The sequence below is a fragment of the Aristaeella hokkaidonensis genome (assembly GCF_018128945.1).
Classification (GTDB): Bacteria; Bacillota; Clostridia; order Christensenellales; family Aristaeellaceae; genus Aristaeella; species Aristaeella hokkaidonensis.
The window spans coordinates 1499868-1517950 of record NZ_CP068393.1 but is presented as its reverse complement, the minus strand read 5'-3'; the positions used below and the strand labels follow the sequence as shown (position 1 = coordinate 1517950).

24 protein-coding genes are annotated in these 18083 nt (G+C 51.5%); 9 read left to right on the top strand and 15 right to left on the bottom strand.

From position 1 onward, the window contains the following. Positions 1-15: 15 nt before the first annotated feature. The 14 genes from JYE49_RS06885 to JYE49_RS06820 all read right to left on the bottom strand — a co-directional run bounded on the left by JYE49_RS06885 (position 16) and on the right by JYE49_RS06820 (position 9339). Positions 16-453 (bottom strand): GNAT family N-acetyltransferase, encoded by a 438-nt coding sequence (locus JYE49_RS06885; RefSeq protein ID WP_093958310.1) that lies wholly within the window; start codon positions 451-453, stop codon positions 16-18. A gap of 27 nt (positions 454-480) precedes the next feature. Next, a complete protein-coding gene (locus JYE49_RS06880; protein WP_093958309.1) occupies positions 481-1152 on the bottom strand; it encodes a DUF5680 domain-containing protein in 672 nt (223 codons plus the stop codon). A gap of 102 nt (positions 1153-1254) precedes the next feature. Then, on the bottom strand, positions 1255-1743 hold the full coding sequence (locus JYE49_RS06875) for a GNAT family N-acetyltransferase (RefSeq protein WP_093958308.1): 489 nt from the start codon (positions 1741-1743) through the stop codon (positions 1255-1257). Positions 1744-1755: 12 nt separating this feature from the next. Next, positions 1756-2211: a tRNA (N6-threonylcarbamoyladenosine(37)-N6)-methyltransferase TrmO gene (gene tsaA / locus JYE49_RS06870; RefSeq protein ID WP_093958307.1), complete on the bottom strand. Its 456-nt coding sequence runs from the start codon at positions 2209-2211 to the stop codon at positions 1756-1758. 18 nt (positions 2212-2229) lie between these two features. After that, the gene (locus JYE49_RS06865; RefSeq protein ID WP_369413341.1) at positions 2230-2847 is read right to left on the bottom strand and encodes a phosphorylase family protein; all 618 of its coding nucleotides are present in this window, start codon (positions 2845-2847) and stop codon (positions 2230-2232) included. Positions 2848-3035: 188 nt separating this feature from the next. Then, positions 3036-3911 (bottom strand): NAD-dependent epimerase/dehydratase family protein, encoded by an 876-nt coding sequence (locus JYE49_RS06860; RefSeq protein WP_093958305.1) that lies wholly within the window; start codon positions 3909-3911, stop codon positions 3036-3038. 41 nt (positions 3912-3952) lie between these two features. Beyond that, a complete protein-coding gene (locus JYE49_RS06855) occupies positions 3953-4636 on the bottom strand; it encodes an MBL fold metallo-hydrolase (RefSeq protein WP_093958304.1) in 684 nt (227 codons plus the stop codon). Between the two features lie 26 nt (positions 4637-4662). Continuing rightward, entirely contained in the window at positions 4663-5253 is a 591-nt protein-coding gene (locus JYE49_RS06850) for a GNAT family N-acetyltransferase (RefSeq protein ID WP_179217435.1), read from the bottom strand. A 22-nt stretch (positions 5254-5275) separates the two neighbouring features. Then, positions 5276-5929, bottom strand: a complete 654-nt coding sequence (locus JYE49_RS06845) for an NUDIX hydrolase (RefSeq protein ID WP_093958302.1) — start codon at positions 5927-5929, stop codon at positions 5276-5278. Positions 5930-5965: 36 nt separating this feature from the next. Then, positions 5966-6955, bottom strand: coding sequence for an NUDIX domain-containing protein (locus JYE49_RS06840; RefSeq protein ID WP_093958301.1), 990 nt, complete (start codon positions 6953-6955; stop codon positions 5966-5968). A gap of 38 nt (positions 6956-6993) precedes the next feature. Further along, complete coding sequence (locus tag JYE49_RS06835; protein ID WP_093958300.1) at positions 6994-7500, bottom strand: 2'-5' RNA ligase family protein; 507 nt, start codon at positions 7498-7500, stop codon at positions 6994-6996. A gap of 74 nt (positions 7501-7574) precedes the next feature. Next, a complete protein-coding gene (locus tag JYE49_RS06830; RefSeq protein ID WP_093958299.1) occupies positions 7575-8015 on the bottom strand; it encodes a GNAT family N-acetyltransferase in 441 nt (146 codons plus the stop codon). 4 nt (positions 8016-8019) lie between these two features. Beyond that, on the bottom strand, positions 8020-8553 hold the full coding sequence (locus JYE49_RS06825) for a dTDP-4-dehydrorhamnose 3,5-epimerase family protein (protein ID WP_093958298.1): 534 nt from the start codon (positions 8551-8553) through the stop codon (positions 8020-8022). 18 nt (positions 8554-8571) lie between these two features. Then, positions 8572-9339 (bottom strand): MBL fold metallo-hydrolase, encoded by a 768-nt coding sequence (locus JYE49_RS06820; protein ID WP_093958297.1) that lies wholly within the window; start codon positions 9337-9339, stop codon positions 8572-8574. A gap of 357 nt (positions 9340-9696) precedes the next feature. Here JYE49_RS06820 and JYE49_RS06815 point away from each other — a divergent pair, with 357 nt between their 5' ends. The 8 genes from JYE49_RS06815 (at position 9697) to JYE49_RS06780 (ending at position 16946) form a co-directional block, all read left to right on the top strand. Then, on the top strand, positions 9697-10260 hold the full coding sequence (locus JYE49_RS06815; protein WP_093958296.1) for a DUF2975 domain-containing protein: 564 nt from the start codon (positions 9697-9699) through the stop codon (positions 10258-10260). A 13-nt stretch (positions 10261-10273) separates the two neighbouring features. Beyond that, on the top strand, positions 10274-10486 hold the full coding sequence (locus tag JYE49_RS06810) for a helix-turn-helix domain-containing protein (RefSeq protein ID WP_093958295.1): 213 nt from the start codon (positions 10274-10276) through the stop codon (positions 10484-10486). Between the two features lie 319 nt (positions 10487-10805). Beyond that, positions 10806-12365, top strand: coding sequence for an ATP-binding cassette domain-containing protein (locus tag JYE49_RS06805; protein ID WP_179217434.1), 1560 nt, complete (start codon positions 10806-10808; stop codon positions 12363-12365). A gap of 2 nt (positions 12366-12367) precedes the next feature. Further along, positions 12368-13009 (top strand): DJ-1/PfpI family protein, encoded by a 642-nt coding sequence (locus JYE49_RS06800; RefSeq protein WP_093958293.1) that lies wholly within the window; start codon positions 12368-12370, stop codon positions 13007-13009. A 76-nt stretch (positions 13010-13085) separates the two neighbouring features. Beyond that, positions 13086-14483 carry a L,D-transpeptidase family protein gene (locus JYE49_RS06795; RefSeq protein ID WP_093958292.1) on the top strand — a complete coding sequence of 466 codons (1398 nt, stop codon included), beginning with the start codon at positions 13086-13088 and terminating at the stop codon, positions 14481-14483. A 98-nt stretch (positions 14484-14581) separates the two neighbouring features. Further along, complete coding sequence (locus JYE49_RS06790; protein ID WP_093958291.1) at positions 14582-15460, top strand: hypothetical protein; 879 nt, start codon at positions 14582-14584, stop codon at positions 15458-15460. After that, complete coding sequence (locus JYE49_RS06785) at positions 15457-16362, top strand: alpha/beta fold hydrolase (RefSeq protein ID WP_093958290.1); 906 nt, start codon at positions 15457-15459, stop codon at positions 16360-16362. The genes JYE49_RS06790 and JYE49_RS06785 overlap by 4 nt, the downstream gene beginning before the upstream one ends. Before the next feature lie 56 nt (positions 16363-16418). Further along, positions 16419-16946 (top strand): adenine phosphoribosyltransferase, encoded by a 528-nt coding sequence (locus JYE49_RS06780; protein WP_093958289.1) that lies wholly within the window; start codon positions 16419-16421, stop codon positions 16944-16946. A gap of 140 nt (positions 16947-17086) precedes the next feature. Here the strand turns inward: JYE49_RS06780 and JYE49_RS06775 are convergent, their stop codons facing one another. Beyond that, positions 17087-17545 (bottom strand): hypothetical protein, encoded by a 459-nt coding sequence (locus tag JYE49_RS06775; protein ID WP_143754544.1) that lies wholly within the window; start codon positions 17543-17545, stop codon positions 17087-17089. 202 nt (positions 17546-17747) lie between these two features. Between JYE49_RS06775 and JYE49_RS06770 the strand changes: the two genes are divergently transcribed. Further along, complete coding sequence (locus JYE49_RS06770; protein ID WP_093958287.1) at positions 17748-18071, top strand: PadR family transcriptional regulator; 324 nt, start codon at positions 17748-17750, stop codon at positions 18069-18071. Positions 18072-18083 lie beyond the last annotated feature (12 nt).

Genomic DNA, 18083 nt, shown 5'->3' with positions numbered 1-18083 from the left:
TGTATCCGCCTGCGGTCAGCAGATGAGCCGAAGCTCTTCCATGTTGTTTTCAAAAACGCCTGTTTTCCGGAAACCAACAGATTCATACAGTTTTTTTGCGTTGACGTTGCCGGGAATGACGCCGGTGTAGATTTCCTGCGCATGGAAACGTTCCTTCAGGAATGCGATACCGAGTTCCAGCGCTTTTCGCCCATAGCCTTTATGCTGATGTTCCCGGTCGATCAGCAGTTTCCATAGGGTGTAGTACTGCTTGGTTTCATAATAACCCATCATGATGAAGCCGACGATTTCCTGATCACTGTAAACCGCGAAAGGGAAGGCAGTCTCCTGATAAACATAGGCCTGAGCCAGGGATTCCGCGGTGGTGGAAACATAGCCGGTCTGGTCATCGTTGATTTTCAGACTGAGCACTTCATCCAGATTGTCCTGTGTGACAGGTTTGATCTGCACCATCTGTTCCTCCGAAAAAATGTATATTCGTTACCTGAGTGTACCGCCATGGAAGGTGCATTCATATACCTTTATTTCGCCCCGGTAGATTTCCTCATATCCCTGGAACCAGGTAAAATCACCCGTTACCTTGCAGCGGTAGGTATATTCTCCGGCCTGATAGTATTCCGGCCCCCGGTAGGGCATTTTCCGGTCGGCATGACGAAGAGCTTCCTTCAGGAAATTCCCGCTGAAGCTGTCATCCAGCACCCTGCCCATATAGTTCATTGCATACACAGCGGTTCCATCGTGCCAAACGGCTTCTTCCCCGGCAAACTGTTCTCCGCCGACGTATGTGTCGTGATACAGATAACGGCCGTTTTCATACCTGAAATCGTGGGATTGGGGACGGGTGGAATCCACCTCGTTCTGAAATGCGGCATAGGTGTTCACGTTGGCTTCCAGCCGGAATGCAATCAGCTCTTCCATGTCGGAGTCCTGTTTCGCAGCAGGGCGGACAGCACAGTCCTGATCCTTTACCAGGTAATCCACGCTGACGTTGAGCAGATTGCTGATCTGGATCAGGTTGAATATGTCCGGATAGACCTGTCCGGCTTCCCATTTGGCAACTGCCTGCCTGGAGACTCCTGTTTTTTCCGCCAGTTCTTCCTGCGTCAGGCCTTTATTTTTCCTGAGCAGCTGAAGTTTTTCAGAAAAGATCATTTTCATCACCTCGGGAACAGAGTAACAGGTTTAGCGTTGCTTTCACATCAATCAACAGTAGCAATTTTGCTGCTTCTGCTATACAAAATGTGAATCTGATCATTACAGTTCTTTTGACAGAAGCCAGAAACCTTCATCAGGAGCCGGATTCATGTTTTCGTCCATAGCGCAGGGATCTGCATAGCAGTTCTTGATCTTTGAAATGAAGCCAAGCCGATGATAAAGCCTGACGTTCTGTTCCTCTTCCGGACCGACACCGATGGTGGCACGCTGAAAACCGGCAGACTTCAGATCGGCCAGGACAGTTTCCATCAGTTTGCTGCCGAGCCCCTGACCACGGTATTCCTTCCGGATCCTGAATGCACACAGGTAAGCAGTGGAGCTCCCATCTGCGAAATCATGATCCGCTTCTATATTCCGGAAAGCATACAGCTCCCCGATCAGCTCTCCCTCATGCTCCAGCGTCCAGAAATCCGCATTTCCGGAGCTGATATTCTGATAAAAGAACCGGGCTGTGGGCGAGGCTGCATTCACATCCGGATAATCCCATAGCTTCAGCATTTCTTCACCGGAAGCTTTTCTGATTAACATATTTTCCCTCGCTTAAAAGTAATGCTCCATCAGGCGGTTCACCCATCCAGGAACGACAGCCTCTTTTCTGTCATAAACAGGATAATAAGGCTTGATATCCAGAACCGGGGTACCATTGACAGCGTCAAGGCCCTTCACGGTAAGCGTACGGTCCGAGACAGAGACGATTTCGACAGACGTCATCCCGATGCGGTTGGGCCTGTCTTTTGCCCTTTGGGAGAAGATGCCAACCATGGGCATATCTTCCCGGTTCTGCGGACGTCTCTGCAGATGCTTTTCCTTCATATACTGCGCCTGATCCAGATAATACAGGATAATTGCATGGGAGAATTGTTCCAGTCCGGACAGGCCGCCGGCATATTGTTCCTCAAGCGTTATGGATGAGACGTTTTCGCCCCAGGCAGTATCCTTTTTCTCCGAAACGGTGTTTTCCACCCGGCCGATCGGCTTCATTTCAATTGAATTCATTTTATCGGATTCCTTGCTTTATTCTTTTCCTGTGCAGAAAGCAATGCAGTCCAGGATATAACGGATGAGCATATCTCCGTATTTCGCATTTCCCCATTGCCAGGAAGGGTCGTTTTCACTGAGCGGATGCTTGTCGGAAACCATCAGGGCAACAGCGTTCCGGATTCCATACAGATTGCACAGGTTAATCAGCGCGGAGGCTTCCATGTCCACAGCTGCACAGCCGATGTCGCGCCAGAACTGTTCCTTGCCGTAGGTCTGCCGGTAAACCGCGTCGGTGGTTACGGTTGGCTCCCGAAACACCCGAAAGCCTTTTCTCTGAAAGAAGGCAGCGAGCGTTTCGAAAGAAAAGGGAGGGGTGACTTGTGCAAAGCCAGGATCCTCCAGATAATGCCGGGAGGTTCCTTCCTCGCTCCATACTTTATCGGGAAGAATGATATCTCCTACGGACAGATGACCGGCGAAACCGCCGCACAGGCCAATCAGGAATACTTCCTTCACGCCAAGAATGTGAAGCGTTTCAACGGTGCAGGCAATCTGCGGCGCCGCATAGCCTCCATGGAGGAAACAGACATCAGTATTTCCTTCTATTCCAAGCACCTCGGAATGGGTGATGAATCCGGGAAGCTTCTCCATGAGCTGCCGACAGGGATAATGCTCCTTCAGTACCGGCATCCCTTTTCCCAAGCAAAAAACAACCGCCCTGGCAGGGAGTACAGGAACCTTCATGCCGGGGTATTTGCTTTCAATCTGTTTTACGGGGCTGAGGATGGGTTCCCCGGGATCATACCATGACATGAATTTGCTCCCTTCCGATTCTGTGATCAGGTATCCTGCCGCAGCAATTCGATATAGTAGTCCAGCAGTTCAAAAATCCAGTCATGCAGCCGGGAAAAACGGAATCCCAGGGACGCAGCCAGATCCGTGTTAATGCTGTATTCCGGTTCCCCGTTATAGGGTGCCGCGTCACCGCCGGCGTTCAGAACTGCCTTTTTCCCGGTCTTCTGTTCAACATAGTCCAGCATTTCCCGGATGGAGATTGTGCCTTCTGAAGAGCCGTTGACGGCGCCCCTGAAGTCCTTTTCTGCAAGAAACGCCAGGAACTTTCCAGCTTCATCGGAACGGATAAAGCCCATCTGACAGTCCACATTGTCGATAAACATGGGGATGGATTTCATGACGTGCTCTACATAGAACAGCAGGCGCTTTGTATAATCATCCTTTCCGATGACGAAGGGATACCGTACGGCAATCCAGTTCCGGTCCGGATATTTCTGCCACAAGGCGCATTCCGCCTGACGCTTGATTTCATCATAGGGGAAATCCGGCCTGCCGCACCAGATCAGTTCCTTTGCGGTTCCGTCAAAATCGGATTCTACAGTGTTGAGATGTTTCGGTTCATAAACTGCAGTGGTGGACATGTGGATGTACCGGCCGAAGTCCGCTGCTTCCATGAGGGATCGTATATCATTGGAACAGTAGGCCAGCTTGTCTATGATGACATCGAAGCGCCTGCCGGACAACGTTTTACGGACGTTTTTCTCATCGGTTCTGTCTAAAATGATCCGTTTGACCTTGCTGCCGAAGCTGTCAGGGGACAAGCCCCGTGTAACGATCGTCACATCATGCCCAGTATCCAGCAGTGCCTCAACCATGGGGATGCCAAAGAACCGTGTGCCGCCGATTACCAGAATGTTCATATTGCTGTCTCCATACCATGTATTCCCGGATTCCGGAGAAATCATTCCCCGTAAAGCAGATCCTGGATGATGAAATCCCGGGACAGGGGAGTCCAGTGACCGGGAAGACAGGTTTCAGGATTCACCTGACGTATGGTTTCCGCCAGCTTGTTGGCCAGATCCTGATCCACCTCCCAGCCGGGGAATGCACCGCCGGTGCAGTCACCCATGATCAGGAGCTTGTCCCCGGGAACTTCAATCAGGGTGGAGTCATCCGTATGAGGCGCTTCCGCCTGGAAAATCCGGACAGGACAGCTGCCGGGATCCAGCGTCATCTCACCGCTGAAGACCATATCCGGAAGGGTAACGATGACCGGCTTGTTATCCGCGTATTCACGCTGGATTGATTCATGCATGGCGAGAAAGAAAGCCGGGCCTTCCTTGGCCAGGCGGTCGCGGATATCCCGCAGGTACTGTGTTGTCCGTTCGTTGGCCAGAGTGAGCCCGTGAACCGCGTGCATGGCGAAGGTGTGATCCCAGTGCCAATGCGTCAGCACGGTGAGCTGCGGCAGGGGGAGGCCTGCTTCTTCCAGCTCCCGGTAGAATTCCCGGATGTGTTCTTCAGAGTGGCCCGCGTCCACTGCCAGGCTCCAGCGGTCTCCGCGGATATAGCTGAGATTCGGGCGGTCCCTCTCTTCTTCAAAGGGATATACCCAGACCCGTTCTGTGAGTTGATTCAGTCTCATCTATATAATTCTCCTTTTTTCATCTTTCAGGTAAAGCTGCAGGGAAGAATCATTTCTTCCATTTCCGGATGCATCGCCAGGGCATTTTTGACGTCAATGGTGTAATCGACGACGGTGCAGTGGGCGTTCACATCGTCATAGTATTCCCGGATCCGTTTTCCGCCCATGGCCTCCATTGTTTTCCAGGAGGCCGGGTTGTCCAGATCGGCATCCATGAAGACGCTGTCGATTCCGAAATGATCGCAGACCTTCAGCCCCAGATACAGGTTGATATTGTTGTATCCTTTGCCACGCTCCGTAGGTCTGATGCTGTATCCGATGTTTCCGCCGTAGTGCTTCAGCTTTTCATTCAGGGTAAGGCGGATGTTGATCATGCCAACAATCCGCTGATCACTTTCCCTGACCAGGAAATAGGTCCGGCCGGGTACTTTTTCCTCATTCGGCACCCGGGTATAATCCAGATTCAGCTTTTCCAGCCAGCCTTCATAATTATTTAGAAACCGGGGCAATCCTCCGGCTCCGTTGATGTCGGAATTGTACCGGTAGAATTCCTTGATATAATCAATGGCGGCTTCTTTCCGTTCCGGGCCGGGTATTTCAAAATAAAAACGTTCCATACTGTTACTGACTCCTGTATCGTTATGAATTAAACATCGCAAGGTAAATGCTAAGTACCATCCAGGCGGAAAGGGAATAGAAGTTTCCGTGTTTATCCCGCCCGGTCCGGAAGATTTCCTGCGCATGTTCCCGGTCCAGCAGTTCAAAACCGTTAAACAGCTCGGAGCCTTCCGCTCCGTTCTGGTTCAGGTCGTCCAGGTTATCCAGGGTAATTTCCGCACAGAGGAAGGCGTTGCTTTCATCGGTCATGCCGGGGGTAGAGAAGGCACAGGGATTCAGGACGTATACCCGGTCGCTGGCCTTCACTGTCAGGCCGGTTTCTTCTTTGATCTCCCTGATCGCGGCTTTCACCAGCGGATCGTCACTTTGCCTGTCTTCCGGATCCAGCAGCCCGGCGACGGGGCTGAGGAGGAACTGACCGATCGGATAGCGGTACTCATAGGACATAAGCAGGCGCGTCTTATTTCCCGGCAGGTGCAGCACAACGGCGATAGTGACAGCGTCCGGCAGCATTTCCCGGAAAGCCTCATCCGGCAGTTTTGCGACAAGATCCTCCGGTTTTCGCCTGGACACGGAGAAATAATGCCGGTTTTCCGCGTACTGATGATCGTACATTCTCAGGAACCGCGCGTCATACAGCGTCTCAACATGATCCTTATTCACTTTGCTGTTCATGATCATCACCTCATATCGTGTCTGCATGGGAGTGTTTTATGCATCGTGACGGGGATAACTGATTTCATCACCCCATGATTTGATTTCGTTGAAGAAGCCGTTCACAGCCATGAGACCGTAATGCCACAGGAAGGCACGGTCGCGCTCACAGATTTCGTCGAGCTTCATCCAAAGCACTTCTTTCAGCGGCGGATTGTCCACCGGCTCCTCCGGGTCATATCCGGTAATTGCTTCCTGACCTTCTGGTACGCTGACTTCAAAGGAGTATTCAGCGCCGCCTCCGGATTTATACTGTACAGCCAGCGGCCGGAGGATGGTTCCGTCCAGCCCGCATTCTTCCTTCAGCTCCCGGAGAACTGCCTGTTCAGGAGTTTCACCAGGCTCTATACCGCCGCCGGGCAGGGTGAAGAATTCATGACCGAAATAGAACACCCGTTCCATCAGGATTTTACCGTCACGGATGACAACCGCCACGCTGCGGCTGCGCTGGTAAACATATTCCGTTTCCTTATCAGTAACGGCGCAGGCCTGCGGCATATGCTGATCAAAGTATGCCCGTATTTCTGCAGCGGTATCAGCCACCTTGCTCCAGACGGCTTCATCCGCATGATCAACGGCATACCGGGAGACTTCCCTGAGATGCTGAATGCCGCTGCCGAATTGTTCCCTGATCCATTTGTGCGCGGGGAAGATCCAGATATGGAAGTGATGCGAACGCTCTTCCTGTACCAGGGTGATCTCATCTGCGATATGAAGCTCCTTCAGGGCTTTTGCCGCGCAGGAAAGGATATCGCCGATCTCGGATCTTTCGTCCTTTGCCAGTTCGGCAAAAGACTGGAAATGCCGCTTCGCGGTAATGATCAGGAAACCGGGAATCGGGATCTGAGGATCCGCAGCCAGGACGACAGAACGGCCGTTATGGATGATTCCACCCGGAAGCTTTACTTTTCCGTCTACGATATCACAGCCAATGCACCCGGGATCCGGTTTGCCGGTCACGGAACAACAGGCAGGATTGAATTCCATACAGATCACCTCGGAACCACTGCTATATCAGTAACAGATTACAACAGACGGACAGTTTCCACAATGTTATACCCGTTTTCTTCGACCCTTGAGAATTCAATCTGTTCAATATGAGCTTCAAAGGGGGCAAAGTGCTTTCGTATTTCATTGCAAAGTGTGTTCAGATCCGCGGCCGGATCGCAAAGCAGTGTGGTGTGGGGATACCAGGTTTCTCCACGAGTCCAGCGATCCAGGTGCTCACCGAAAGCCATTTCGATTCTGTTGTGAAGGGAACTCAAAGGTTCTGAAGACGCCGGCACAGCAACGAGGATGGAGGTTTCAGAAAGGACCTCCAGTTTTTCATAGCGGACAGAAAACGAATGGGCATCCCGGAGCATTTTCCTGCAGGCTGTAATAAATACTTCTGTATCCTCCGGAAGATACGTGGCAAGGGTGATATGCGCATAAAGCGGGGAAGAAAAACGAACCTGAGGCATGGCGGTTTCACGCAGCCTGCTGAGCTTGTCATTTACATCAGGAGACAGTTTCGCGATGACACAGAGCATTTTGTCAACCTCCGTTATATCGATCACTGCAGTTTCGGTTTCTTACTGCCTGGCGCGATCACAATTCCCTGGTTTCAGAACCTTTTTGCAAAGGCGACATTACCGATCTGCTCGGTAAAACCGTTATGCTGATAAAAGGTATAGGCAGGGACATCCTTATCTGTCAGCAGGAAAATCTGGCATATTCCTTTTTCCGACAGATAAGCCTCAATCGCTTTCATGAAGGCGGTGCCGATTCCTTTTCCCTGTGAGTGCCTGTCGACGCAGAACTCATTGATGACGTATTCCGTTCCGGAATACCAGTGTTTGATATAGCCCATGGATAAACCCATAATCCGGTCACCGTCAAAATAACCAAGGGTAAGGGAATAGGACTGGCCTGTCAGATCGGTAATGTAGGCATCAAGCTGCTTCCGGTCACTCCAGTCATCATTCCAGGGCTCGTTGGTGAAAACGTCGGTAAACAGGTCGGTGATCATCTTCCGATCTTCAAGAGATAATACTTTCAGTTCCATTTTTTTACTCCAATTGACTCAAAAAAGGGGCGTTCCGGTCCTTGTCCGAAAGAACCGGATCTTCACAGGGAAGCTCCAGCACAATCACAGGGTCCCGGTAGTTGATGGCCGTTGCATATCCATGGATAAATATCCTGTCTGCAGCAAAGTACTGGACGGTGTTTTCTTCAAGTGAAAGGAAGGCATGGCCGAAGCCTGAAGGGATGTACACAAAAGCGGGATTTGCGGCGTCCAGTTCCAGAACCTGCCATTGGGTATAGGTCGCGGAGTCTTTCCGCAGATCCACTACATAGTCCAGTCCTTTTCCCTGCAGGACGGAGATGAGTTTTGCCTGCGGATAAGGCTCCTCCTGGTAATGGATACCGAAGAAGGTATGGCGTACAGGCATGGTATAGATCCGCTGCACTTTCCAGTCTGCCTGCGGAACAGTCTCCCGCAGCTGATCCGGAGACAGGTCCGTCATTGTTCCGCAGACGTCTGTCCGGACAGCGGGTTCGAGTACCAGAACCTCATCAAACAAGCATTGCCTGGTTTTCATTTCCTTATCCTCTTTTTTTCAGCATTCAGGCTGGTCCTTATATACGATCCTGCGGTCTTCCGGCTGATAGGGGTGGGCTTTGCAGACCTGGCCGAAATATTCGTAATCAATATCGTTTTCGGTGTTCCCGGCTTCCAGATCTTTCAGCGCGGCCAGCATCGTATCAAACAGCTCAATGCCGCAGGGAGCCTGGCAATGTCCATGCAGGATCGTATCAAACTGATCCCGCAGGGGAAGCAACCGTTCCATACTTTCGATCTGCGTCCGGACAGGCAGGGATTCTTCCAGCTGCAGCCAAAGATGCTGTACCATACCGTCTCCGGCAAAAAGAATGCGATCCTTCCGGTCCAGAAGTACGATTTCACCCGCCGTGTGACCTGGAAAATGAATGGCTTCCAGTTCCACTCCGCCCAGATCGAAAACCTGCCCGTCCTCAATATTCTCAAAGGGCGGGAACTTGATGCCAAACTGCTTCATGGCAGCCTGCATCTCAGGATGGTTGATCGACTCCTCAGCCAGGGGCAGATCCGCCAGGTTCATATAAGCCTTGTCAAAAGCCCAGTTTCCGCCCATATGGTCTCCGTGCCCATGGGTATTGATGCAGACCAGGGGCAGGGGAGTCAAGGCTTCCGCGACTGCGCGGATATTGCTCATACCGAGAGAGGTATCGATGACAGCAGCCTGTTTTGTTCCGGCCACTACGTAGCAGGTGGCTGCATGATTATCGTCCAGCAGCCAGACGTGATCATTGATCGGGATGACATTGGGGATTCTCAGTTCGGGCATGGTTTTTTCCTCCTGTTATCTGAATATATCTGTCCGGAAGGATTCAGCAATCCGAAAGGTCTGTTCTGTTCCGGTGCGCTTAGCCGGAAGCTGCATGGAATCGTGATAAACGGGCAACTGAACACAGCGCAAAGTTGATTGTACAATAGCAGTTCAGGCCAAAGCTGTCAATGTCGGACGGGAAAAGCCGGTATGATGTATAAAAAGAAGGAATATTATGATGCACATACAATAATTAACGATAAACGTTAAAAATATATTGACAAACATATAAACGATGTATAGTATTACAACTGTAAGCAACCGGTAAAGGTTTCGTTGAGAGCAGCAGATAAGGAGCAATATGGAGGAACAGCGATGGATACAACGGATGTAATGGAAAGAACACTGGCACAGGAAAAGGGCCGGTTTGATAAGTTCTGTAAGCTCATGCACGTTTTCAGTACACTGATGTGGATCCTGTTAACGATCGGGGCAGTTTTCTGCCTGATTGTATCTATCGTCCAGGAGGTACAGTACGAAAATAACGGGGGAGAAGCCAGAATGCCGGAAACACTGATATCAGTGTTTTATGTGTTCCTGGTGATGGGCGGAATCGGCCTTTTGTGGAATTCAGCACGACACATTTTCCGCCGGTTGAGGACTGCGGAGACTCCTTTCTGCTATGACATTGCGGACAAAATCAAGGGGACGGGATTCCTTGCGATCCTGCTCGGTATAATGAGCTTTGTTTACAGGATGATTGTTGAACTGCTTGCCAGGAACGGGGTTATCAAACATTTTGTGAAATCGGATGGCTTTGTGGACATAGGATACCCGTTCATCTATTCCGTCATCATCCTGGGAGTGGTACTGATGATGATAGCCTATGTTTTCAACTACGGATGCAAGCTCCAGCAGGAATCGGACGAAACACTGTGAGGACGGTGAGCGTATGATCATTTTACGTCTGGACAGGGTAATGGCGGACAGAAAGATGTCCCTGAATGAGTTGTCGGAAAAAGTTGGCGTGGCAAACGTCAATCTTTCAAAGATGAAGACAGGAAAGATCAGCGCGGTGCGGTTTTCGACGCTGAATGAGATCTGCAGGGTGCTGCATTGCCAGCCGGGAGACATACTGGAATATGCCGAAGATGAAGAGGGCTGAAACGCGAGCGTTTGCCCTCTTTTTCGGCATATTCCAGCAATGAACAATGAACAATTAACAATGAACAATTATATATACTCTGATTCTGATTCGTGCACAATAGCCTGAGAAGAGGTTTGACAAGCTGCGGGGTCCGGTGGTAGGATACAGATAACGATTGATGAGAGGGGCGGGAAGATGCGCAAGTAACGGATTTTGATGTCAGGAAAGCCGCTGTATGAGCGGCCTATTTCGGGCGTCAAAATACCGGAGCGCAGCTTCCGGCTTTTTTTCGTGCCGATCTGTTTCCGGTTTGACGCCTCACCGGAGGTGTATCTATATGTTAACAGTTCGCAATTTATCCATTCTGCACAACAAAGATTTACGGCCGCTGATCAAGGATCTGTCCTTTACGCTGTCCGGCAATGACCGCCTTGCCGTGATCGGCGAGGAAGGCAACGGCAAGTCCGCTTTGCTGCAGGCCATTGTCTGTCCGGAAAAACTGAACCAGTGGGCTGAAATCAGCGGAAGCATCCACTATTCCGGCGAAAAGCTCGGCTATCTGCCGCAGGAAGCGCCGTCGGAATGGAATGACGTGCCGGCCTATACACTGTGCATGGGAACCCCGGCCTTTACAGATATGGATCCGGGTGACCTGGCAGCATTGTGCCGGAACCTGTCCATGGATCAGGAACTCTGCTGGTCAGATACAGAATTCGGCCTGCTTTCCGGCGGGGAGAAGGTCCGGCTCCGCCTGCTGCTGCTTTTATGTGAACAGCCGACGATGCTCCTGCTGGACGAGCCGGGAAACGACCTGGATCTGGACGCTATCCTGGCACTGGAACGCTTCCTGCTGACCTGTAATCTGCCTGTGCTGTACGTCAGCCATGATGAAGGACTCCTGAAGGCGACCGCCACACAGGTGCTGCATCTGGAATCCCTGCACGGTCGGGCGGAACCGAGATGGACCTGGGACAAGGAACCCTATGAAACCTATGTCCGGAACAGAAGAAACCAGCTGGACAGGCAGGAGCAGATCTGGAAAAGCGAGCAGCGGGAGCGGCAGATCCAGGAAGAAAAGTTCAGAAAGATTGAGCAGGCTGTTGCCCATGCACAGGAGAACATTTCGCGCCAGGATCCGCATGGCGGGAGACTGCTGAAAAAGAAAATGAAGGCCGTCAAGAGCCTGGAGCACCGCTATGAACGGGAACAGGAGAATGCTACGGAACGTCCGGCGGAAGAGTTTTCCATGTACGCGCTGTTTTCAGATATTCAGCCGATTCCGAAGGGAAGGGGTGTGCTGGATCTGAACATGGAACAGCTTTCCGCGGGAGAACGAAAGCTGGCATCGGACCTGCATCTTCAGATCCGCGGCTCAGAAAAGATCCTGATTATCGGCAGCAACGGCACGGGAAAAACAACCCTCCTGCGCGTGATCGAAGAGAAACTGCGGGAAGACTCCAGATTCCGGACGGCCCTCATGCCCCAGCATTATGAGGAAGGACTGAACTTTTCCCTGACACCCGTGGAATTCCTGAATACGGACGGAAGCAAAGAACAGAAGACTTCCATTCGTGCGTCCCTGATTGCCATGAAGTTTTCACGGGATGAGCTGGATCATCCGATCCGATCTTTATCCGGCGGGCAGAAGGCGAAGGTGCTGCTGCTGAAACTGATGATGGCTCATCCGGACGTGCTGCTGATGGACGAACCTACCCGGAATCTGTCTCCGCTTTCCGCCCCGGTGATGCGGGAAATGATCCGGAGCTTTCCGGGCGCGGTGATCTGCATCACGCACGACCGGCTGCTGATCGACGACTGGCCGGGGAGAGTGCTCCGGCTTTCGGAAGAAGGACTGATCCCTGTGAACGCGACAGCGAATAATGAAGGAGGCGACTGATTATGAAAAAGATCGCGGTATTACTGTATCCGGATTTTTCGCTGCAGGAAATCACCTGCCTTACTTCCGTGCTGACAGTGTGGTTCGGTGAAAGCATCGATTATATTGCCAGTGAAAACAGTGAAGTGAAAAGCGAGGAAGGCCTGCGGATCCTGCCGACGAAGACCACAGCGGACGTGAAAGTTTCAGACTATGACTGTGTGATCCTGCCGGGGACTGTCAATCCGCTTCCGGCACTGTTTGACGAGCGGATAATCAACTTCCTCCGGGAAGGCAGGGAATCAGATGCCCTGTTTGCTGCCATCTCATCCGCCCCGATCCTGCTTTCCAAGGCAGGGATCCTGAAAGGTAAAAAGTTTACTGCGGGCTATTTTATGCAGCTGGCGGAGACCTTCGATTTTGTTGAGAAGGAAAACTTCATCCATAAAGGAGTTGTGGAGGACGGAAACGTCATTACCGGTATCGGCATGTTCTTCCGGGAGTTTGCGGAAGCAGTCCTCCGGAAGCTTGACTATGATATCGGAGAGGAATTTATGCGGGACCGGCCGGATGAGTATTCAGAAGAAGACCTGACATTCCGGTGGTCTGATGAAGACTATCGTGAATTCCTGGAAGAGCTGAAACCGTATACCGGTGAAACTTAAGCGGAAACGTGGACAAACAGACCCCAAAACGTTACAATGAAAAATAGCTAAACAAGATGAAAGAAGAGGTACGGCTATGCGGAAAACAGCTGCTGCAATAACAGTGATTTTGCTGCTGATTGCAGCAGCTTTTTCTTCACATGCCGTGACCATTGAAGCAGGGCGGATCAGGCCGTTTGACGACAACATCCTGACGGTGACATCTGAAGACGGCGGTAAGCTGACCATTGAGGCTGTCAGCGGAACCATTCCGCTGGAGAACCCGGTGACAAATCTGAAGATTGAAGGCGGAACTGTGGAAATCCACTGGAACGCCCTGTCTTTCAACGGGGAACCGCTGACACCCGGCAGTGTAACGCTGCGTGCACTGCTGGCCGGTAATGACCTTACGACGGAAGCGGCAGAGATCAGGCTGAAGGTGGATTCACCCAAACCGGCGGTATTCTGCTGCCTCCCGGTGACACAGACTTTTTACGCGAACGGAAAGAATGTGCTGAGAATAGAGTGTGCTATATCCTGCAAAGGGACATATGAACTACAGATCGCACGGAAGGAAAAACCGGACGAAGCGGTTTGGCACAACCGTACAGTATACAGCGGACGCGGTGCTCCGATGGTGATCAGCTGGGATGGCAAGGGGAAGGATCACAAAGTCTGTCCGCCGGGGGAATACATTATTTCCGCCTGGCCTGCCAACAACAGCAAATATATGCAGACAGCGGAGATTACCCTGCTTCCGGAACCGCTGCCCGAACCGGAACTGACAGTAACCGGCAGTCTGATCCCGGAGGATCTGACGGATGACGCTGCTGTCTGGGCAGCGCTGATGGCACCCGTGGCTGTCGGGGACGGACCCGAGGGTAAAGGCCTGAAGATCATGAACGCTAAAGCGGGCAAGGAGTGTATCGGGACCGTGTCCTGCCGGACGGTAGGAGTTGCTGTGCTGGAGCTGTATGATGACGGATGGGCCAAAATCGGGGCATGGCGCCAGATGGACGGCGCTTATATTGAAGGATATGTGAAGACCAGCAAACTCCGGATGGTCCGGCCGAACACCCGCTACGGCGCAGTGGTGGATAAAAAGAAACAAACCCTGACGGTTTATGAGAACGGGAAAAAGCTGGGAACTGCCATGGTTTCCACCGGATTTACGACGGCGGAGGACAGGACAGCTGATACCCACAGCGGCATTTACCTGCTGGGAACAAGGATGGACGGCTTTGGAACAGACGGACACACCTATGCATATCCCATCCGGATGGAACGGCTGAACCTGATCCATCAGATGGGATATGAGATGAAGAACGGCGAACGTGACTTCAGTGCGGAAATGGAGACGCTCGGCACCATGGCCAGTCATGGATGCGTACGGGTTGATGCCCGGATTACAGAGGAAAACAACGGAATCAATGCCTGGTGGATCTGGACGCATATGGGTCATGACTCCAAGATCATTGTGACTCCCGAGGACTGAAGCAACCCTTGTTCAATCCCGGCAGATGGGATATAATGTATACAAATCGTGCTGACAATTCAATTGAGCGTTAATCAATCGGGACGGGGGCACATCAAATGAAGATGAAACTTCTGAACAGAGGCAAAGGCGTCTCACTGCGGGCTATTCACATCGCGATGATAGTCTGCGCTGTTGTGATCTCCCTTCTCCTGGTTTTCTCCACCTATCAATCCGCCAGTGTTTTCTCCTCCCTGTCCAAAGCGGCGGGGGATTATTCTGTCCGGCAGAAGGCGGCCCATGAGCTGATGGAAGCTTCCGATTACCTGACGGAAATGGTGCAGCGCTTTACGCTTGAAGGGAATACCCAATATCTGGATGATTATTTTGAAGAAGTGTTTGTTTCCCGCAGACGGGAGGAATCCATCACCAGCATGTCGGAAGGGGATACGGAAAAGGGACTGGTGACGCAACTGCAGGAGGCCATGACGGAATCCACTTCCCTGTCTTACCGGGAATACTACGCGATGAAGCTGGTCATTGAAGCCCGGGAGATCCGGGATTATCCGGATACACTCCGGGGTGTGGAACTCAAGGAAGAAGATACCCTGCTCTCCGCGGATGAAAAGATGAGCCTTGCCCGGGAAATGGTGATGGGTACGGAATACTATGAGCACAAGGAAAGCATCCGGAATAAACTGAGATCCAGCCTGGAAGTGCTGGACCAGCAGATGACCGCCACCCGGCAGAGCACTTCAGCGGACCTGAACAGGGAGCTGACGCTGGTGCGTATTGTGATCGCAATCCTGACGGTTGTGATCATCCTGCTGATCTGGCTGACGGCTCGCCTGGGTACCATGCCGCTGATGGAAGCCGGCAAGTGTGCGGAGGATGGCAGAAAGATTCCTGAGACCGGCGCAAAGGAATTCAGGAGGCTCGCCGGGAAGTATAATAAGATGTTGGAGCAACTGAACGGAAGCAAGGAGGAGAACCAGTGAGCTATCTGGAAAAAACGATTGCCTCAAAAGACGGTTACCCGCTTGCCCTGCGAATTTATGAAGCCGATACACCTAAAGCTGTGGTAAAATGTATTCACGGCATGGAGGAGTACCAGGACCGGTACATGTCCTTTGCGGAGTATCTCCAGGAAGCCGGGTATACGGTGGTGACCGCAAACCTGCGGGGCCATGGCCCGGACGCTCCGAAGCTGTCCCATATAGCGGACCGGGAAGGCCACCAGCGCCTGCTGGAGGACGAAGAAGCGATCCTGAATGATATTCACGCACAATGGCCCGGTGTACCGGTGATTCTGTTCGGCCATTCGATGGGAACAATCATTGCCCGGGTGTTCCTGCAAAAGTTCAGCCGGGAGTTCCACAAAGCTGTACTTTCCGGATATCCCAATCCTAACGGAGCGGCAGGGGCCGGCATTGTGCTGACAGATCTGATTGCTTCCTTTAAGGGTGCGGACGGGTATTCCAAAGTGGTGGACGGTATGGTACTGGGGCCGTTTTCAAAGGCTGTACCGGACGCAAAGACCCCGCAGGACTGGCTCTCTGTGAATCCGGATAATGTACGCCGCTATATTGAGGATCCGCTCTGTGGTGCGCGTTTTACCCTGGGAAGCTATAACGCACTGTTCCATCTGATCCGGATGATGGACAGTCCGGAACTGTATGAGGACGTCTGGAAAGAACTGCCGATCCTGATGATCTCCGGGAAGGATGATCCATGCACCGGAGGCGAAAAGGGGCGCGCAGATTCAGAAAACCGTTTGCGGAGAGCCGGATTCCGGGAACTGGAAATTGTTACCCTGGAAGGTATGCGGCATGAAATCCTGAATGAAAAAAACCGGAAAGAGGTTTACCGCAGGATTCTGGAATTTATGGATAAAGAATAAACCGCGAGAGCGGTTTTATCACAAGGCCGCGGAAACGGCGAAAGGAGATACTGACAATGAGCAAGAAACTGGAAGAATATGTGGTGACGATCCCCGATTTCCCCGAACCCGGGATTATGTTCAGGGACATTACTTCCGTAATTCAGGATCCGGACGGACTGAAGCTTGCTGTGGACGGCCTGGCAAACCTTGTTAAGGATACGGACTTTGACCTGATTGTGGGACCGGAATCCCGCGGATTTATCTTTGGTGTGCCGGTAGCATATCTGACCGGGAAAGGATTTATTCCGGTTCGGAAAAAGGGCAAACTGCCCCGTGAAACAGTGAGCCAGAAATATGACCTGGAGTACGGCCAGGCTGAGGTTGAAATCCATGTGGATGCGATCAAGCCCGGTCAGAAGGTCGTCATTGTGGATGACCTGATTGCTACAGGCGGCAGTGCGGAAGCAGCTGTCAAACTGGTAGAACAGCTGGGCGGCAAGGTTGTGAAAATGATCTTTGTGATGGAACTGGCAGGCCTGAAAGGCCGCGAGAAGCTGAAAGATTATGACGTGGAATCCCTGATTGTGTACGAAGGGAAATAAATGCCGCCACAATGAAGAATGAAGAATGACATGAAAATCCCGGAGAACGATTTGTTCTCCGGGATTTCTTTATCGCTACAACAGGTTATATATGGCGGATAAACTATCAATCATTTTACATTCTTAATTCTTCATTGTAATCAGTGTCCTGCATCAAACTGGATGGAGTTGATGATGGAATTAACGGTTTTCTCGACAGAAGATTCATCGGCAGAATAGGTAAATTCCAATGTGACGCTGTTCCCACGATCCATCCAGGTATAGGAGATGATCACGTCGCCAGATTCCTCCGTGCGGGCATAGAGCATGCTCATGCCGTTGATGGATACATAGCCGGATTCTGTTTCAGTGCCAGTCAGCACTTCAAACAGATCGGAACCGGCAATTTCACCCTGATAGGATGCATAGCCCTGAACGGTCAGCTTGTTGCCGTGCCAGTAGAAGCACAAATCCGGATCGCCGACGAGGTTCTCCTCAACAAAATGATCCGGCAGCTTCACGGAGAAACCACCCGTGGCACATTCCACCCTCTGCGCCATGGCGGCAGAAAGGGAAAAGACCATTAATACAACCAATAAAATCCCAATCAAACGCTTCATGGGAAAACCTCCTTCGGAACCATCCCACTATATAACGAGCGTAAGTAACAATTCCCTGCATACATGAGGGGAAAATGCAATCGTTCTGTAACCAAACGCATTTTATCACATGCGGGCGTGAAAAGAAAAACTTTTTTTTACGATATACCTTGACAGGCGAGGTATGTTTGTGTATGATCTATCTCGAAAGGGGGCAGTAACCATGACAATTTCAGCAGATCTGCTGCGTGGATATACTGATACAATCATCATGCAGCAGCTGACAGACACAGACGGATACGGCTATGGTATCAGCCGCACCATCGCGGAAAAGAGTGAAGGTATGGTGCAACTGAAGGAAGCAACATTGTATACTGCTTTCCGCAGAATGGAAGAAAACGGATATATCCGTTCCTACTGGGGAGACGAGGCTACCGGTGCCAGACGGCGCTATTACAGCCTGACGGATCCAGGAAGAGCCAAGCTCGCGGAAGAAAAAGACGCATGGGAAGAAACCCGGCGGGTAATGGACACATTATTGGGATAATGTTAATGAATA

Coding starts and splice junctions, on each gene's coding strand:
- JYE49_RS06795 (WP_093958292.1), top strand. CDS start 13,086: ATGCGGAAAACAGCTGCTGCAATAACAGTGATTTTGCTGCTGATTGCA.
- JYE49_RS06855 (WP_093958304.1), bottom strand. CDS start 4,636: ATGAGACTGAATCAACTCACAGAACGGGTCTGGGTATATCCCTTTGAA.
- JYE49_RS06845 (WP_093958302.1), bottom strand. CDS start 5,929: ATGAACAGCAAAGTGAATAAGGATCATGTTGAGACGCTGTATGACGCG.
- JYE49_RS06885 (WP_093958310.1), bottom strand. CDS start 453: ATGGTGCAGATCAAACCTGTCACACAGGACAATCTGGATGAAGTGCTC.
- JYE49_RS06825 (WP_093958298.1), bottom strand. CDS start 8,553: ATGAAAACCAGGCAATGCTTGTTTGATGAGGTTCTGGTACTCGAACCC.
- JYE49_RS06840 (WP_093958301.1), bottom strand. CDS start 6,955: ATGGAATTCAATCCTGCCTGTTGTTCCGTGACCGGCAAACCGGATCCC.
- JYE49_RS06775 (WP_143754544.1), bottom strand. CDS start 17,545: ATGAAGCGTTTGATTGGGATTTTATTGGTTGTATTAATGGTCTTTTCC.
- tsaA (WP_093958307.1), bottom strand. CDS start 2,211: ATGAATTCAATTGAAATGAAGCCGATCGGCCGGGTGGAAAACACCGTT.
- JYE49_RS06815 (WP_093958296.1), top strand. CDS start 9,697: ATGGATACAACGGATGTAATGGAAAGAACACTGGCACAGGAAAAGGGC.
- JYE49_RS06850 (WP_179217435.1), bottom strand. CDS start 5,253: ATGGAACGTTTTTATTTTGAAATACCCGGCCCGGAACGGAAAGAAGCC.
- JYE49_RS06820 (WP_093958297.1), bottom strand. CDS start 9,339: ATGCCCGAACTGAGAATCCCCAATGTCATCCCGATCAATGATCACGTC.
- JYE49_RS06810 (WP_093958295.1), top strand. CDS start 10,274: ATGATCATTTTACGTCTGGACAGGGTAATGGCGGACAGAAAGATGTCC.
- JYE49_RS06800 (WP_093958293.1), top strand. CDS start 12,368: ATGAAAAAGATCGCGGTATTACTGTATCCGGATTTTTCGCTGCAGGAA.
- JYE49_RS06770 (WP_093958287.1), top strand. CDS start 17,748: ATGACAATTTCAGCAGATCTGCTGCGTGGATATACTGATACAATCATC.
- JYE49_RS06790 (WP_093958291.1), top strand. CDS start 14,582: ATGAAGATGAAACTTCTGAACAGAGGCAAAGGCGTCTCACTGCGGGCT.
- JYE49_RS06835 (WP_093958300.1), bottom strand. CDS start 7,500: ATGCTCTGTGTCATCGCGAAACTGTCTCCTGATGTAAATGACAAGCTC.
- JYE49_RS06780 (WP_093958289.1), top strand. CDS start 16,419: ATGAGCAAGAAACTGGAAGAATATGTGGTGACGATCCCCGATTTCCCC.
- JYE49_RS06875 (WP_093958308.1), bottom strand. CDS start 1,743: ATGTTAATCAGAAAAGCTTCCGGTGAAGAAATGCTGAAGCTATGGGAT.
- JYE49_RS06865 (WP_369413341.1), bottom strand. CDS start 2,847: ATGGAGAAGCTTCCCGGATTCATCACCCATTCCGAGGTGCTTGGAATA.
- JYE49_RS06860 (WP_093958305.1), bottom strand. CDS start 3,911: ATGAACATTCTGGTAATCGGCGGCACACGGTTCTTTGGCATCCCCATG.
- JYE49_RS06830 (WP_093958299.1), bottom strand. CDS start 8,015: ATGGAACTGAAAGTATTATCTCTTGAAGATCGGAAGATGATCACCGAC.
- JYE49_RS06880 (WP_093958309.1), bottom strand. CDS start 1,152: ATGATCTTTTCTGAAAAACTTCAGCTGCTCAGGAAAAATAAAGGCCTG.
- JYE49_RS06805 (WP_179217434.1), top strand. CDS start 10,806: ATGTTAACAGTTCGCAATTTATCCATTCTGCACAACAAAGATTTACGG.